General features: G+C 71.1%; 15 protein-coding genes. 10 read left to right on the plus strand and 5 right to left on the minus strand.

Annotation, left to right across the window (positions count from 1 at the left end; translation table 11 throughout):
- Positions 1 to 6: 6 nt before the first annotated feature.
- Positions 7 to 435 (minus strand): VOC family protein, encoded by a 429-nt coding sequence (locus ACIBK5_RS17105; protein ID WP_399020391.1) that lies wholly within the window; start codon positions 433 to 435, stop codon positions 7 to 9.
- A gap of 102 nt (positions 436 to 537) precedes the next feature.
- Here ACIBK5_RS17105 and ACIBK5_RS17110 point away from each other — a divergent pair, with 102 nt between their 5' ends.
- Both ACIBK5_RS17110 and ACIBK5_RS17115 read left to right on the plus strand, forming a co-directional pair.
- Entirely contained in the window at positions 538 to 1443 is a 906-nt protein-coding gene (locus tag ACIBK5_RS17110; protein WP_399020815.1) for a pseudouridine-5'-phosphate glycosidase, read from the plus strand.
- Positions 1444 to 1529: 86 nt separating this feature from the next.
- On the plus strand, positions 1530 to 2435 hold the full coding sequence (locus ACIBK5_RS17115) for a carbohydrate kinase family protein (protein WP_399020817.1): 906 nt from the start codon (positions 1530 to 1532) through the stop codon (positions 2433 to 2435).
- A gap of 194 nt (positions 2436 to 2629) precedes the next feature.
- On the opposite strand, the gene ACIBK5_RS17120 is transcribed toward ACIBK5_RS17115, so the two are convergent.
- On the minus strand, positions 2630 to 3424 hold the full coding sequence (locus ACIBK5_RS17120) for a methyltransferase domain-containing protein (protein WP_399020393.1): 795 nt from the start codon (positions 3422 to 3424) through the stop codon (positions 2630 to 2632).
- 241 nt (positions 3425 to 3665) lie between these two features.
- On the opposite strand from ACIBK5_RS17120, the gene ACIBK5_RS17125 reads away from it, so the two are divergent.
- Positions 3666 to 4793, plus strand: coding sequence for a magnesium and cobalt transport protein CorA (locus tag ACIBK5_RS17125; RefSeq protein WP_399020395.1), 1128 nt, complete (start codon positions 3666 to 3668; stop codon positions 4791 to 4793).
- A gap of 49 nt (positions 4794 to 4842) precedes the next feature.
- Here ACIBK5_RS17125 and ACIBK5_RS17130 read toward each other — a convergent pair whose 3' ends face one another.
- Together ACIBK5_RS17130 and ACIBK5_RS17135 are read right to left on the minus strand one after the other, a co-directional pair.
- On the minus strand, positions 4843 to 5268 hold the full coding sequence (locus ACIBK5_RS17130) for a CBS domain-containing protein (protein WP_399020397.1): 426 nt from the start codon (positions 5266 to 5268) through the stop codon (positions 4843 to 4845).
- A 242-nt stretch (positions 5269 to 5510) separates the two neighbouring features.
- The gene (locus ACIBK5_RS17135) at positions 5511 to 6143 is read right to left on the minus strand and encodes a uridine kinase (RefSeq protein WP_399020399.1); all 633 of its coding nucleotides are present in this window, start codon (positions 6141 to 6143) and stop codon (positions 5511 to 5513) included.
- A gap of 168 nt (positions 6144 to 6311) precedes the next feature.
- On the opposite strand from ACIBK5_RS17135, the gene ACIBK5_RS17140 reads away from it, so the two are divergent.
- The 3 genes from ACIBK5_RS17140 to ACIBK5_RS17150 all read left to right on the plus strand — a co-directional run bounded on the left by ACIBK5_RS17140 (position 6312) and on the right by ACIBK5_RS17150 (position 9371).
- Positions 6312 to 6995, plus strand: coding sequence for a DUF2293 domain-containing protein (locus tag ACIBK5_RS17140; RefSeq protein WP_399020400.1), 684 nt, complete (start codon positions 6312 to 6314; stop codon positions 6993 to 6995).
- Positions 6996 to 7225: 230 nt separating this feature from the next.
- Positions 7226 to 7705 (plus strand): DUF1772 domain-containing protein, encoded by a 480-nt coding sequence (locus ACIBK5_RS17145; protein ID WP_399020402.1) that lies wholly within the window; start codon positions 7226 to 7228, stop codon positions 7703 to 7705.
- A 175-nt stretch (positions 7706 to 7880) separates the two neighbouring features.
- The gene (locus ACIBK5_RS17150) at positions 7881 to 9371 is read left to right on the plus strand and encodes a glutamate synthase subunit beta (RefSeq protein WP_399020404.1); all 1491 of its coding nucleotides are present in this window, start codon (positions 7881 to 7883) and stop codon (positions 9369 to 9371) included.
- Between the two features lie 71 nt (positions 9372 to 9442).
- Here the strand turns inward: ACIBK5_RS17150 and ACIBK5_RS17155 are convergent, their stop codons facing one another.
- Complete coding sequence (locus ACIBK5_RS17155; protein WP_399020406.1) at positions 9443 to 9931, minus strand: carboxymuconolactone decarboxylase family protein; 489 nt, start codon at positions 9929 to 9931, stop codon at positions 9443 to 9445.
- Between the two features lie 47 nt (positions 9932 to 9978).
- Here ACIBK5_RS17155 and ACIBK5_RS17160 point away from each other — a divergent pair, with 47 nt between their 5' ends.
- From ACIBK5_RS17160 to ACIBK5_RS17175, 4 genes are all read left to right on the plus strand, one after another.
- Positions 9979 to 11400, plus strand: coding sequence for a PLP-dependent aminotransferase family protein (locus ACIBK5_RS17160; RefSeq protein ID WP_399020407.1), 1422 nt, complete (start codon positions 9979 to 9981; stop codon positions 11398 to 11400).
- A gap of 759 nt (positions 11401 to 12159) precedes the next feature.
- Positions 12160 to 12903, plus strand: a complete 744-nt coding sequence (locus tag ACIBK5_RS17165) for a hypothetical protein (RefSeq protein ID WP_399020409.1) — start codon at positions 12160 to 12162, stop codon at positions 12901 to 12903.
- A gap of 16 nt (positions 12904 to 12919) precedes the next feature.
- The gene (locus ACIBK5_RS17170) at positions 12920 to 14056 is read left to right on the plus strand and encodes a tetratricopeptide repeat protein (protein WP_399020411.1); all 1137 of its coding nucleotides are present in this window, start codon (positions 12920 to 12922) and stop codon (positions 14054 to 14056) included.
- Positions 14049 to 14339 (plus strand): hypothetical protein, encoded by a 291-nt coding sequence (locus ACIBK5_RS17175; RefSeq protein ID WP_399020413.1) that lies wholly within the window; start codon positions 14049 to 14051, stop codon positions 14337 to 14339. Before ACIBK5_RS17170 ends, ACIBK5_RS17175 begins: the two co-directional genes overlap by 8 nt.
- The last annotated feature ends 43 nt before the right edge of the window (positions 14340 to 14382 follow it).

The following is a 14382-nucleotide window of genomic DNA, read 5'->3' on the forward strand; positions in this document are numbered from 1 at the left end:
GCCTGGTCAGTCGTAGTGCCGCGCCTCGAAGACGTTGCCGTCCGGGTCCCGGAAGTAGAAGCTGCGGGTGGCCTTGCCCCGGGCTCCGAAGGAGTCGTAGGAGAGCTCCGACACCGGTACGGCGCCTTCCTCGATGCGGCCGAGAAGGGCGTCGAAGTCGCCGCGGGGCAGGGACAGGCAGACGTGGTTGACGGGGTGGCCGGCGCTGTCGGCGGCTCCGGGCAGCATTTTCATGCGTTCCGCGAAGGTCAGCGGCATGAGGTCGAGGATGGTCTCGTCGTTGACGCGCACGGAGGGGAACGGCACCTTGCCCGCGGTGAACTCGGTGAGCCTGAGCGTCTCCATGCCGACGGTCTTCTCGTAGAAGTCGGCGGCGGCGACCGGGTCGCGCACCCAGAGGACGACGTGGTCGAGACGTGCTGTGTGGTCCGTCATGCACTCCAGGCTCGTGATGTCCGCGACGGCCCGCAAGGGTTTGGCCCGGCGCGCCGCCCGCCAGAGATGAGGGAGGACCGACTGACAGGAGGCAGGCGCGTGGTGCTGGTGATGTCGGAAGAGGTGCGGGCGGCGCTCGAGGCGCGGCAGCCCGTGGTGGCCCTGGAGTCCACGATCATCGCCCACGGGCTGCCGCGGCCGCGCAATCTCCAGGTGGCCCTGGAGCTGGAGGCGGCCGTGCGGCAGGAGGGCGCGGTGCCCGCGACGATCGCCGTGCTGGACGGGCGGCCGCATGTCGGACTGGACAAGGAGCAGCTGGAGCGGGTCGCGAACGAGGACGGGATCCGCAAGCTGGGCCATCGCGATCTGCCGCTCGCGCTGGCCTCCGGGGCGAGCGGGGCGACCACGGTGTCGGCGACCGCGCTGCTGGCGGCGCGGGCGGGTGTGCGAGTGTTCGCGACGGGCGGGCTCGGCGGAGTGCACCGGGAGTGGACGGTGACGCAGGACGAGTCGGCGGACCTCGGTCTGCTGGCGCGGACCCGGATCACCGTGGTGTGTGCCGGGGTGAAGTCGATCCTGGACGTGCCGGCGACCCTGCAGCGGCTGGAGACGCTGGGTGTCGCGGTGGCCGGATACGGCACCGGGAGATTCCCGGGCTTCTATCTGTCCGACTCGGGGCATCCGGTGGACTGGACGCTGCGGACGCCGGAGCAGGTGGCGGACGTCATGCGGGCCCAGGACGCGCTCACGGAGCCGGAGGCGGCGCTGATCGTCGCCAATCCCGTCCCCGAGGGGGAGCAGCTCGATCCGGAGCTGCACTCACGGGTGCTCGCGGACGCGCTGCAGGCGTGCGAGGAGGAGGGGGTCACCGGCCAGGCGGTCACGCCGTTCCTGCTCGACTATCTGGTGCGGCACACCGACGGGGCCTCGCTGAGCGCCAACCTGGCGGCGGTCCGCGGCAATGTGCGCCTGGCGGCGCGGATCGCGGCAGCCTGGGCCCGGCGGTGACCGGGATCGAGGCGGGGACCAGGGCCGGGATCAAGACCGGGACCGGTCTCGGCCCTGGTCGCTCCACGGGACGTGACGAGCGCTCCGTGGAGGGCGCGGCGCTGCTGGTCGTCGGGGATGTGATCACCGATGTCGTCGCACGGCACCGAGGGTCGCTCGCGGCGGGCACGGACACGGTTGCCTCGATCCGGACGGTGCCGGGCGGGGCGGGCGCCAACGTGGCGTGCTGGGCGGCGCACCGGGGTGAGGCGGAGGTACGGCTGTTCGGGCGCGTGGGCGCGGATGCGGCCGCCTGGCACGAGCGTGAACTGGCCGCCCACGGCGTGCGCCCGCGCCTCGTGATCGACCCACTGGCTTCGACCGGCATGGTGATCTGCCTGGTGGACCGGGACGCTTCGGCGGAGCGGACATTCCTCACCGACAGCGGCGCGTCGTTGCGGCTCGAACCCGCCGACTGGTCGGACGCGCTGCTCGACGGGGTGACCCGGCTGCATCTGTCGGGGTACCTCCTGTTCTCCGAGCCGGGTCGCGCCCTGGTGACGGTGGCTCTGAAGGCCGCACGCGCGCGTGGCGTGCCGGTGAGTCTGGACCCGGCGTCGGCCGGATTCCTCACCGATCTGGGCGTCGAGCGTTTCCTGGCGCTCGTCGACGGCGTGGACGTACTGCTGCCCAGCCGCGACGAGGCGTGCCTGCTCACGGGACTGGCCGACGTGGCCGCCGCCGCGGCCGAGCTCAGCTTGCGCATCCCGCTGGTCGTCGCCAAGCAGGGGCGCGAGGGAGCACTCGTGGCCCGTGCGGGGAAGGTGTGCGCCCGCATTCCCGCCGTGCCGGCGACGCCGCGGGACACCACGGGCGCCGGTGATGCCTTCACCGGCACGTTCCTCGGCGCCCTGCTCGTGGGCGCCGGGCCGGAGAAGGCAGCGGAGGAGGGCTGTCGGGCGGGTGCGCGGGCAGTGGAGCGGGTGGGTGGCAGGCCGCCTCTGCCCGGCTGACGCGCAGAAGGCCCTCTGCGGTCCGCCCCTGCCCGGCTGACGTCCCACGCGCCCGCGCTGGCCTGTTGTGTCGGGACTCGCCGGGCGAGTACCCCTGGCTACGGGCCGACGTGGTGTGCCGGGACCCGCCGGGCGAGCACCCCTGGCTACGGGCCGACCTGGTGTGCCGGGACCCGCCGGGCGAGCACCCCTGGCTACCGCTTGCGTCCCCACGCCGAGATCATCGGTGGCGTCGTGAGGTCGAGCGCGCCGGACGTGACGTTCATGAGGTGCCGCTGGATGTCCTGGTCCGTGGCAAGGCCCGCGGTGACCAGCTGGTCGCGGATCTGGCGGACCGTGGCGGACTCCAGGGCCGCACAGGCAGGTGATGCGATGGGGAAGTAGGCGTCGGCCTGGACGCGGGTCAGGCCGGCCTCCCGGAGCAGGCGCGGGAGGGTGCGGCCGCAGGGGAGGTCGGTCCCGCGGTCGGCGAGCAACTTGCGGAAGCTCTGCCGCAGCCGGTTCGCGAGCTGTTGCTCGGGGCCGTACTCGTCGGGACAGAGCAGGGGCTGGAGGGCGGGGTCGACGTCTTCGACGAGGAGGCGCCCGCCGGGGCGCAGAGCGCCGGCCATGGACCGCAACGCCCGTCGCCGGTCGGGGACGTGGACCAGGGCGAGGCGGGCGTGCACCAGGTCGAAGCCCTCCCCCGGCGGGTTCTGCGTGCCCAGGTCGTGGACTCGGACCTCGACGGGCGGCCGGGCTCCCCGGGCGAGCCGTGAGGTGTCGGCGTCGGTCGCGACGACGCGTCCGGTCGGGCCGACCTTCTTCGCCAGCCAGGACACCACGGACGGGCCGCCGGCGCCGACCTCCCAGCACCGCCAGCCGGATCCGACGCCGAGTGCTTCGAGATGCCGGAACGTCGTGGGGTCGAAGAGAGCGGAGAATGCGCTGAAGTGCTCTGCCGCCTCGGTCTGCCCGTTGTCGAGGACGTGCCCATCGGTTCGCGTCATGCCGCGATCATCCCATTTGTCTGACTTGTTCTTAATCGTCGACGCTCCGGGAAGGAGAACCGCACCCCACCGGCACGCGTCGATGTCTCAGAACAACGGCACCGGAGCGTCGTTCGTCCACAGCCGGGAACAAAGCGGAATGGGTCGTTTCCACAGGCTTACCCGCAGCTCACGTGGGCCTGGCAGACTGGCGCGGCAAGGCGCAGGAACGGCGCGAGGAGTTCCACGCAAGGAGATCCGGATGTCCATGGCAGGGAATCTGCGGAAGGTCACGAGCCTCGGCGGGGTCGGCGGCCTTCGCAAGGTGGCTCGGCTGGCCCGGCGGCGCCCGCGCGTCGACCTGAGTCACCCGGCCCGCTCCCCGCTGGGCTCCTCGGTGGTGAACTGCGTGACGTACCGGGACGGCGTCCGCACCCCCGCGCGCGGCGATCTGGTGGATGTCGTGGAGCGGGTGCGCAAGAGCCGGGAGGGCTTCGTCTGGCTCGGCCTGCACGAGCCGACCGACCAGGAGTTCGCGGGCATCGCAGAGCTCTTCGATCTGCACCCGCTGGCCGTGGAGGACGCCGTCGAGGCCCACCAGCGCCCCAAGCTGGAGCGGTACGGAGAGACGCTCTTCGCGGTGTTCAAGACGGTCTGCTACGTCGAGCACGAGGAACTCACGGCCACGAGTGAGGTGGTGAACACCGGCGAGATCATGGTGTTCGTCGGCGAGGACTTCGTGATCACGGTGCGGCACGGCCGGCACGGCTCGCTGGGTCCGCTGCGCGAGGAGCTGGAGTCCGATCCCGGCCAGCTGGCAAAGGGCCCCTCCGCGGTGCTGCACGCGATCGCGGACCACGTGGTCGACGACTACCTGACCGTCACGGACTCGGTGCAGGCGGACATCGACCAGGTCGAGACGGATGTCTTCGCGGAGACGGGTGCGCGCGCCGACCCGGGGCGCATCTACCAGCTCAAGCGTGAACTCCTCGAGCTGAAGCGGGCCGTGGTGCCGCTCAGCCGCCCGCTGGAGGATCTCGCCACCCGGCCGATCCGAGCGGTCGACCCGGAGATACAGGCGTACTTCCGCGACGTCTCGGACCATCTGCTGCGCGCGAAGGAGCAGATCGCCGCCTTCGACGAACTGCTCAACTCCATCCTGCAGGCGCACCTCGCGCAGGTCACGGTCGCGCAGAACGAGGACATGCGGAAGATCACGGCGTGGGCCGCGATCATCGCCGTGCCGACGATGGTCTGCGGCGTGTACGGCATGAACTTCGAGCACATGCCGGAGCTGCACTGGCGGTACGGCTACGGCATGGTCATCGGCGTCATATCCGTCGCGTGCATGACGCTGTACCGGGCCTTCCGGCGCAGCGGCTGGCTGTGACGCGGGCCGTGACGCTTGGGGTGTGACGCGCGGGGTGTGACCCGCGGGGTCAGCGTGTGGTGGTGGAGTAGACGCTCTCGGCCCAGGAGGCGATCTGGTCGTCCGCCAGGTGCCGGGCGAGGTCGGCTTCGCTGATCATGCCGACCAGGCGCTTGTCCTGGATCACGGGCAGCCTGCGGATCTGGTGCTCCCGCATCTCACGGAGCACCTCGCCGACATCGGCGTTCGCGTCGATCCATCGCGGGGTGCCCTTGGCCATCTCACCCGCGGTGATCCTGGCGGGGTCGTGCCCTACGGCGACGCAGCCGACGACGATGTCGCGGTCGGTGAGGATGCCGCAGAGCCGCTCGTTCTCGTCACTGATGGGCAGGGCCCCGACGTTCAGTTCGCGCATGAGCTGGGCGGCGCGGTCGAGGGTTTCGTGAGCGGGGATCCACTGGGCGCCGCGGTGCATGATGTCTCCGGCGGTGGTCATGGAGTACCTCCCGATGCCGGACGGCCGGCGCGGCGCGGGACGCACCGCGAGTCCCGACGCCCTTCATTCTCGCCGCGCCACCGGATGCCCGCACACGGAACCCGTCCAGTCGCTACCACACAGAGAACCCAGGCGCAGGCCCTATGGCGTCCACCCGGCGGCGCCCGCCCGAGGGTGTCCAACCGACGGCGTCCACCCGGCGGCGTCCACCCGATGGCGTCCACCCGATGGCGAGCAGCCGTTCAACCGCTCCACGCCGGATGGCGCGGATCGTCGGCGCGTACCAGGACGTCGGCCGCGCCGGCCGGGTCCGTCTCGTGCTCGTAGCGCTCGAAGGCCGGCAGGGTCCAGTGCTCGGCCTCGGGCGTGCGGCGGCGCAGGGCGCCCGGGGAGAGCAGGACATGAACGCTCAGGTCGAAGGGGAACCAGTGCCGAAGGAGGAAGGGTCCGTGCAGCAACAGGACGCCGCCGGGCGGGAGTTGGGTGTAGGGGCTGCGTGTGGCGCGGTCGGCGGCCGGGTCCCACAGGTCCGGCAGGACGCGGCCGTCGCCGTCGGCTTCGAGAGGGCCGAACACCTCGCGCCACAGGGCGCCGGTGTCGTACCAGCCGCTGTAATAGGCCTCCACGTCCCGGTGGCCGTACTCCAGTCGCACCGAGGCGGGACGCAGAAAGCCCTCCGTGCCCACGACGAGCGACGAGCGGCCGCGTATGCGCAGCGCCTCGGAGACACGCTGGGCGAGATCCCCCGGGCAGGCGGCAGGGGCGCCGTCGAGGGCGATGCGGGGCCAGGGAGAGCCGTCGGCGGGCTTCAGGTCGAGGAGGCGTTCGGCGAGCAGGTCGCCGAGCCGGTCCCAGGTGATCGCTTCGAGTCGCACACGGCCCATGATGCGTCAGGCCGGAGCAGGAACTGCCACCCCCGCGGGCTCCTCGGGCGCCGGCGAGGGACAGGCCTCGGGGAGGCGTCGAGATGGCCGGGGTCGGTCGTGGCGAACGTAGTTCGTCCCGTCGTCAGGGGGAATGAACCACCTATGGTCCCCCGCGCGATGCTTCCGCCCCTCACCGGGCTCTTCGTCTTCCAGCCTCTCAAGCGCAGGTACTGCGCCGAGTGCCGGCGAGGGCCGCTGCCGCTGCTCGTCCTGGAGGACGGCGCACCGCGCTGCCTCGACTGTGCCGACCTCGGGCATCTGGTGTTCCTGCCGAGCGGCGACACCGCGTTGACGCGCAGATCACGGGAGGAGAGCACGCTGTCCGCGGTGGTCGTGCGGTTCAACCGGCGCAAGAGCCGTTATGAACGGCAGGGCGTTCTGGTCGAGGAGGCGGCGCTGGCGAGGGCCGAGCGGCGGTGCCTCGCGGACGCCGAGGCACGGCGGCGGCGCCGGGTGCGGGACGCGCGGCGGCGGGCGGCTCAGGACGAGTTGTTCGCTCTGGCCTTCGCGGCGGAGATACGGCGGCTGTATCCCGGATGCCCCGCCGGCCGGGCGCACGCCATCGCCGCACACGCCTCGGAGCGGGGCAGCGGGCGGGTGGGCCGCAGTGCGGCAGGACGGGCGCTGACCGAGAGTGCGGTGACCTCGGCGGTCGTGGCGTCCGTGCGGCATCTCGACACGCCGTACGACCGGCTGCTGATGAGCGGGGTACCGAGACACGAGGCGCGGCGGCGGATCGCGGCGGCCGTGGTGACGGTGCTGAGGGGGTGGACCGAGGCCGGGTTCGGTTCCGCCGGGTGACCCGGCCGGGGGTTCGCTTGCTCCGCGATCGTCGCGACGGCGAGGCCGTGAAGCGACGAGGCGGCCGGCTGCCCCGTGTGGTCCGGTGGACACGGCCGTTCGGGGGATCGTGGACGTTCGCTTATGGCCCCGCGCCGCTCGGCCATGGTCACTGTGCTCGTACGGGAATGCACTTGTGGTGAGGAAGGGTGCCGGGCAGGATCCCGGCTCGACGGGTGGGAGAGGCTGACATGATCGACGGACCGTACTTCGTACTGACGGTGCTGGGTGTGCTCGGGACCGGCCTGGTGGCCGGTGTGTTCTGCGGCTTCTCGACCTTCGTCATGCGGGGCCTCGCCACGCTGCCGCCCGCGCAGGGGGTCGCCGCGATGAACGCGATCAACGTGGCCGCGGTGACGCCGCCCTTCATGGTCGTGTTCCTCGGGTCGGCGGTGCTGTGCGCGGTGATCGCCGTGGTGACGTTCGTGCTGTGGCCGGAGGAGGGGACGGTGGAGCTGCTGGTGGGCAGCGCGCTGTATCTGTTCGGCTCGTTCGGGCTCACCATGGTCGCGAACGTGCCGCGCAACGACGCGCTGCTCAAGCTGGAGCCGGGCACGTCGGAGGCGGCCGCGTACTGGCCGGTGTATGTGCGCGAGTGGACTATGTGGAACCACATCCGCACGGCCGCCTCGGCCGGGGCCGCGCTGGCGTACGTGCTGGCACTCGTCTGACGGCGCTCGGGTGACGGCGCTCGTGTGACGGCGCTCGTCTGATCGCACTCGTCTGATCGCACTCGTCCGACGGCTCGCGGCGACAGGCACCCGCCCGGAGGCGGACGTATCGTGGCCGGAGGAGTACCGCCCGACGACGCACGGCCTGCCAGACGCGCACGCAAGGAAGACGGCCATGGCCGATCCCAAGGGTTTCATGACCACGCCCCGCCAGGAGTGGCCGCGGCGGCCGGTCGAGGAGCGGGTGCGGGACTGGGACGAGGTGTACGTCCCCGGGGCGCTGCTGCCGATCATCAGCAAGCAGGCCGATCGGTGCATGGACTGCGGCATCCCCTTCTGCCACGACGCCTGCCCGCTGGGCAATCTGATCCCCGAGTGGAACGACCTGGTGTCGAGAGAGGACTGGCGGGCGGCCGCCGACCGGCTGCACGCGACGAACAATTTCCCGGAGTTCACCGGCCGGCTGTGCCCGGCGCCGTGTGAGGCGGGGTGTGTGCTGGCGATCAACCAGCCGGCCGTCACCATCAAGAACGTCGAGTGCGCGATCGCCGACCGGGCGTGGGAGGAGGGCTTCGCACCGCCGAGGCCGCCGGAGCGACTGTCCGGCAAGACGGTCGCGGTGATCGGTTCGGGGCCCACCGGGCTGGCCGCGGCCCAGCAGCTGACCCGGGCCGGGCACACGGTCGCGGTGTACGAGAGGGCGGACCGGCCCGGCGGGCTGATGCGGTACGGCATCCCCGAGTTCAAGATGGAGAAGCACCATCTGGAGCGGCGGCTGGAGCAGATGCGGGCCGAGGGGACCAAGTTCCGTACGTCGACGTCGGTCGGGCGGGACATCGGGGCCGATGAGCTGCGGACCCGGTACGACGCCGTGGTGCTCGCCACGGGGGCGACCGCGTGGCGTGAACTGACCGTGCCGGGGCGGGAGCTGAGGGGGGTTCACCAGGCGATGGAGTACCTGCCGCTCTCCAACCGAGTGTGCGCGGGCGAGCTGGAGGCCTCCCCGCTGTCGGCAGCCGGCAAGCACGTCGTCATCGTCGGCGGCGGCGACACCGGGGCGGACTGCCTGGGCACGGCCGTCCGGGAGGGCGCCGCGTCGGTGACCCAGCTGGACATCTACGCGCTTCCGGAGGCGGAGCGCGACGAGGACGCCGAGCCCTGGCCGACGTATCCGATGCGGATCTACCGGCTGTCCGCCGCGCACGAGGAGGCCCGTGACCTGCGGACCGCTCCGGTCGCCGACGCGGACGCGCGGCTGTTCGCGGCGTCCACGCTGCGCTTCGACGGCGACGCGGAGGGCCATGTGCGGTCGCTGCACCTCGTCGAGGTGGACGCGCGGCGCCGCCCGGTGGAAGGCACCGGGCGGACGCTCCCCGCCGACCTCGTGCTGCTCGCCCTCGGTTTCTCAGGGCCCGACCGGCAGGACGGTCTCGTCGACCAGCTGGGGCTGGCGATGGAGCCCCGGGGCACCGTCGCGCGTGACGCCGGTTTCGCCACGAACGTGCCCGGCGTGTTCGCCGCGGGTGACGCCGCGCGGGGGCAGTCGCTCATCGTCTGGGCGATCGCCGAGGGGCGGGCCGTGGCAGCAGCGGTCGACCGTCACCTGACGGGCAGTTCGCGGCTGCCGTCACCGATCGGGCCGTACGACCGGCCCATGGTGGTCTAGCAGTAACGGCCCATGGCGGGCTGGAAGGAACGGCCCATGGTGGGCTGGAGGGACGACCGCCCGGAAGGCGATCACCGCTCGTCCGTGCCCGCCACCTTCGCTGTGGACAGGGCCACCCGGTTCCAGGTGTTGATCGTGCAGATCACGGCGAGGACCTGGGCCAGTTCCCGTTCCTCGAAGAGGGACGCGGCCCGCGCGTAGACGTCGTCCGGGACGCCGGCGTCGGCGACGAGGGTCATCGCCTCCGTGAGGGCGAGGGCCGCCTGCTCCCGCTCGGTGAAGAAGTGGCGGGCCTCGCGCCAGACGGCGACCATGTGCAGCCGGTCCTCGCTCTCGCCGGCCTTGCGGGCGTCGTTGGTGTGCATGTGGAGGCAGTACGCACAGTGGTTGAGGTGCGAGGCGCGGATCTGGATCAGTTCGACGAGGGCCGGGTCCAGGCCCTCACGGGCGGCGGCGTCGAAGGCGATGAGGGCCCGGAAGGCCTTCGGGGCGGACTGGGCGAACTCCAGCCGTGCCGTGTCCGTGGAGTGCGCCCGCGTCGTGTGCGTGTTCGTCGTCATGTCCATCAACCTACGAGCGGCAAAGACCCGCTGTAGGGTGCATTCCCATGGCGAATTCGTGGGTCAATTCCGCGGAACGGATCGGATCCGACCTGCATCTGGAGCTGTCCGGGCCGGGCGGCCGGCGCACGGCGCTGATCCGCGCGCTGCGCGAGGCCGTACGCGACGGACGGCTCGCTCCGGGCACGCGGCTGCCGCCGTACCGCTCGCTCGCGGCCGACCTCGGTGTCGCCCGCAACACCGTGGCCGACGCTTACGCGGAACTCGTCGCGGAGGGCTGGCTCACCGCCCGTCAGGGCTCGGGCACCCGGGTCGCGGAGCGTGCTGAGCCGCTGCGTCCGGCCGCTCGCGTACCGAAGAAGACACCTGAACGCGCACGTGGCCCCCGGCACAACCTGCTGCAGGGCACGCCGGACATCTCGGCGTTCCCGCGCGCGGCCTGGCTGGCCTCCTACCGGAGGGCGCTCCAGCAGGCGCCCAACGAGGTGTTCGGTCCCGGCGACCCCGCGGGCCGGGCCGAACTGCGGGAGGCGCTCACGGAGTACCTGGCCCGCGCGCGTGGCGTGCGGACCGAGCCCGGCCGGATCGTGATCTGCTCCGGCTTCGCGCACGCGCTGCGGCTGCTGTTCGGAGGCGGTGTCCTGCGCGGGCCCCTGGCGGTGGAGGCGTACGGACTCGGATTCCACCGGGAGGTCCTCGCGGGCGCCGGGGTGCGAACCGTGCCGCTCCCCCTCGACGAACACGGCGCCCGGGTCGACCGGTTGGGGCGGGAGCGTGCCGTGCTGCTCACGCCGGCGCACCAGTTCCCGACCGGCGGGCCGCTGCATCCCGCGCGCCGGGCCGCCGTGATCGACTGGGCACGCGCGCGTGGCGGGCTGGTTCTGGAGGACGACTACGACGGGGAGTTCCGCTACGACCGCCGGCCGGTCGGCGCCGTCCAGGGGCTCGACCCCGAGCGGGTGATCCACATCGGCTCGGTGAGCAAGAGCCTGTCACCGGCGGTGCGGCTGGGCTGGATGGTGCTCCCGGAGCGGTATGTCGAGGACGTACTCGCCGTGAAGGGCGAGCGCGAGGCGTGGGTGAGCGTCCTCGACCAACTGAGCCTCGCCGACTTCGTCGTCTCCGGGTCGTACGACCGTCATGTACGGCGGATGCGGCAGCGGTACCGGAGCCGCCGGGACCGGCTCGTCGCGGCGCTCGCGGAGCAGGCGCCGCAGGTCGAGGTCACGGGCGTCGCGGCCGGGCTGCACGCGGTGCTGCGGCTGCCGCCCGGCACCGAGGCGTCCGTGGTCAAGGCGGCCGCCTGGCGGGGCATCGCCCTCGACGGCCTCGCCGCGTTCCGGCACCCGGACACGGACATGCCGGTGAGCGACGGCCTCGTCGTGGGATACGCGACTCCGTCCGAGCATGCCTACGGGCCGGCCCTGGAGGCACTGTGCGGCGCGCTGCCCCCGCCTGCCACGAGGTGAGCGAGGCCGTGAACGGCGGTCGTTCGTACGGCAACGGGCTCGGCGGCGTGCGCAAGCGGGCCCCGGTCACATGGTCATCCGCGACGCCGGGTGCGGGCTCTGATGCGTACGGGGAGTCGTACTGACGTCGCGCACCGGACCGCGTTCACCTCCCGGTGTGTCCCGCCGTCATGCCCTCGGCACCGGCGAAGTGTGCAGGGCAACCCGGGGGAGCCCGGTCGCCAAGCTGTTCCGCGGCAGTCGTACGCCGTGGAGCACGCGCCCCGACCACTCCTAGGAAAGGGAGGTTTCGCCTTGTCACGGATCACGGGCAACGGGATCCTGCTTGCTGTTCAGAACCGCGGGCCCACGACAGCGACGGCGTCGGCCCGTGGCGTGGAGCGGTCGTGAAGCGGGGGGACATCCGTGACGGACTTTGTTTTTGACCCGCCTGACCCGCCTGACCCGCCTCCGCCTCCACCCCCACCACCTCCGCCCCCGCCCCCGCCTCCCTTGCCGGATCCCCCTCCGCCCCCACCTCCCCTGCCGGATCCTCCTCAGCCGGCGCCTCTCCCGGCGCCTGAGCCGCCCCAGGTGCCCGATCCGCCGCCCGTTGCGGATCTCCCCTCTCCTGTCAGTGAACCGGCCGGACCGGCCGTCGATGCCTGGGAACCTCCGGACGCCTGGGAGCCTCCGGAGCCGGCGAGGGCTCCTGATCCGCCGCAGCAGCCGGATCCGGGAGACAGAGCGGCACTCGACGCGCGGGACGAAGCGCAACGAGTGGAGCAGCAACTGGGTGCAGCCGCAGGGCAAGGAGCCACCGCGGCCAATGAACTGGCCGCCGCGGCCCAGGCGGACAAGGCCGTCATCGAGGCCAACGCGACCGAGGACCTCTTGCGGCAACAGCGTCTGGACGACCAAGCCGCGGACGCGGCGCGCCGGCAGGACCTGGAAGTGGATCGCGCTTTCACCGAGTGGGACCAGAACGGAACGGCGGAGCAGTCCGCGTACGAGACCACTCAGCGGCTCGCCAAGGGACTGGCGGGAGAGAAGGCTGCTGCTGAGGCGTTGGGGCGCGAGGGTTACGACGTGCTGTACTACAAACCTGATATCGCGGGCACGAATCAGGGCGGAATCGATATCGTCGTCCAGAAGGACGGACAGCTCTACCTGGTGGACAACAAAGCGCTGGAGGGCTGGCGCAATGTCAGTTCCGTGAGCGCCCTGGACAAGAATGTGACGGCGAACACGCAGTCCATGGCCGAGCTTTTCGATTCGTACGCGAACGATCCCGCGAGGCCGGCCACCGAGCAGGACATGTACAGCGCCGCGGCCGAAAAGCTCCGCAGCGGCGGCTACGAGAAGGTGGTCACCAACGCGAACCTGGCCGCTGTCTCCGGATTTCCCCAGGATGTCTCCGGCCGGCTGGACGAACTCGGCTTCAAGATGTGGGACCTGATGGGAAAGGCGAGGCTGCACGACCCGGACAGCGGTACGGGAGACCTGGGCACACCGCAATCCTGAAGTCCGGAAGAGGATCATGGCTCCACATCACAAGAACTCTCTTGGCGCGGCCTGGCGCGAAGCGCGCAAGCTGACGAGTGACGCCGTCTCGGCCGGGGTGTCCCGTGCCGAGACAGCGAATCCGGAGTACGTACAGCGGATGAAGGACGCACGTGCCAAGGCCGCTCAGCGCGCCAGGGAACTCGGCCGCACGGCTTCGCGCAGGCGCAGTGAGTTGACGCTGCGCTTCGCCGCCACCTCGCTGGGTACGGCCACCGGGCGCGGGATGGCCAGGCTGGGCAGCACCATGAGCACCCTGCCCGTGCTCTCTCTGCCTTCGGATGTCTTCAATGAGCGGAACGGCATCAACTGCCTTTCCGAGAGGCTGCGGGAATCTCCTGACGACCCTTTCGTCAACCTGGTCCTTGCGGAATCCATCGCGCGCATGCAGCGGGAGATATTGGCTCTGACCGCGGTGCGCACCGCGGTCACCTTGTCTCCGGTGGCCTTGCTGATGCGGGAAAGCATGAATACCGCAGGCGCGTTGAACAGGGCGAATGAATTACCCCTGGTCGACAAGCTGCTGAAGCGGGCCTACGGCATGGCGATGACCCAGCTGCGCTCGCACCCCGGCCAGCCGGCATCGCTGCACATCATCTCCCGCGTCTACCTTGCGAAGCGTAATCCGCAGGGATGTCTGAAGCCGGCCCTGCTGGGAGTCTGCCGGGACACCCCGGGCGAGTCCGGGCCGATCTTCTACACCATGAGCAGGGCTTATCAGGCCCTGGGGGACAAGGAGAACGCGCGGTCGTCCGCCCGGGCCGCGATCGACAGCGACTTCTCTCTCGGCTGGCTCACACTCAGCGACCTGATCTACGAAGACCCGGAGCTGGCGACCGTCACCGCACGCCACAAGGCCTATCTCGAGGCTCTCTCCAACGTCACACAGGAGGACCTCGCCTCCTACGCCGGCATTGATCCGCAGGCCAAGGAAATCGCCAAGAGCGTCTATGCGCTGCAGAAGACCAAGGCTGTCACTGCGTACGCCAACGTGAACCAGTCCGTGAAGCGCGTCCACGAAAACGTGACACAGCGCATTTCGGCTGCCAGGCAAGTGGCTGACGAGCGCAAGAGTCCACCGTCCCTCCCCGCGGGCGGAGGGGCCGATGGATGACATCTTCGCGATGCTCGATGAGCTGTTGATCGACCTCGGTGACGCTGAATCACTGCCACCGGACCTTGATTTCGCTCACGAAGCGCATTGGGCACCAGTGGAGCTTCCCGCGCAGCTCCCCGGAGAGCTCACCGACCTCTTCGAGCTCTCCGACTCGCCGCCTCTCTCGGACTCGCCGCCTCTCTCGGACTCGCCGCCTCTCTCTGATGCCGATACCGCTGACACCGACGACGGAATCAAGTGGGTGATGTTCCCCAATCCCTTCCACGGCGAGGAGCCCTGATCGGCGACGCCGGGCGGTCGATCCGGCAGTCGAGCAGCGCGAA

The organism is Streptomyces sp. NPDC050546 (assembly GCF_044457425.1).
Classification (GTDB): Bacteria; Actinomycetota; Actinomycetes; order Streptomycetales; family Streptomycetaceae; genus Streptomyces.

What these genes read in the sequence shown, in the direction of transcription:
- ACIBK5_RS17150 (WP_399020404.1), top strand. Translation starts at nt 7,881, where the DNA reads ATGGCCGATCCCAAGGGTTTCATGACCACGCCCCGCCAGGAGTGGCCG.
- ACIBK5_RS17160 (WP_399020407.1), top strand. Translation starts at nt 9,979, where the DNA reads ATGGCGAATTCGTGGGTCAATTCCGCGGAACGGATCGGATCCGACCTG.
- ACIBK5_RS17170 (WP_399020411.1), top strand. Translation starts at nt 12,920, where the DNA reads ATGGCTCCACATCACAAGAACTCTCTTGGCGCGGCCTGGCGCGAAGCG.
- ACIBK5_RS17140 (WP_399020400.1), top strand. Translation starts at nt 6,312, where the DNA reads ATGCTTCCGCCCCTCACCGGGCTCTTCGTCTTCCAGCCTCTCAAGCGC.
- ACIBK5_RS17105 (WP_399020391.1), bottom strand. Translation starts at nt 435, where the DNA reads ATGACGGACCACACAGCACGTCTCGACCACGTCGTCCTCTGGGTGCGC.
- ACIBK5_RS17145 (WP_399020402.1), top strand. Translation starts at nt 7,226, where the DNA reads ATGATCGACGGACCGTACTTCGTACTGACGGTGCTGGGTGTGCTCGGG.
- ACIBK5_RS17175 (WP_399020413.1), top strand. Translation starts at nt 14,049, where the DNA reads ATGGATGACATCTTCGCGATGCTCGATGAGCTGTTGATCGACCTCGGT.
- ACIBK5_RS17155 (WP_399020406.1), bottom strand. Translation starts at nt 9,931, where the DNA reads ATGACGACGAACACGCACACGACGCGGGCGCACTCCACGGACACGGCA.
- ACIBK5_RS17125 (WP_399020395.1), top strand. Translation starts at nt 3,666, where the DNA reads ATGTCCATGGCAGGGAATCTGCGGAAGGTCACGAGCCTCGGCGGGGTC.
- ACIBK5_RS17120 (WP_399020393.1), bottom strand. Translation starts at nt 3,424, where the DNA reads ATGACGCGAACCGATGGGCACGTCCTCGACAACGGGCAGACCGAGGCG.
- ACIBK5_RS17130 (WP_399020397.1), bottom strand. Translation starts at nt 5,268, where the DNA reads ATGACCACCGCCGGAGACATCATGCACCGCGGCGCCCAGTGGATCCCC.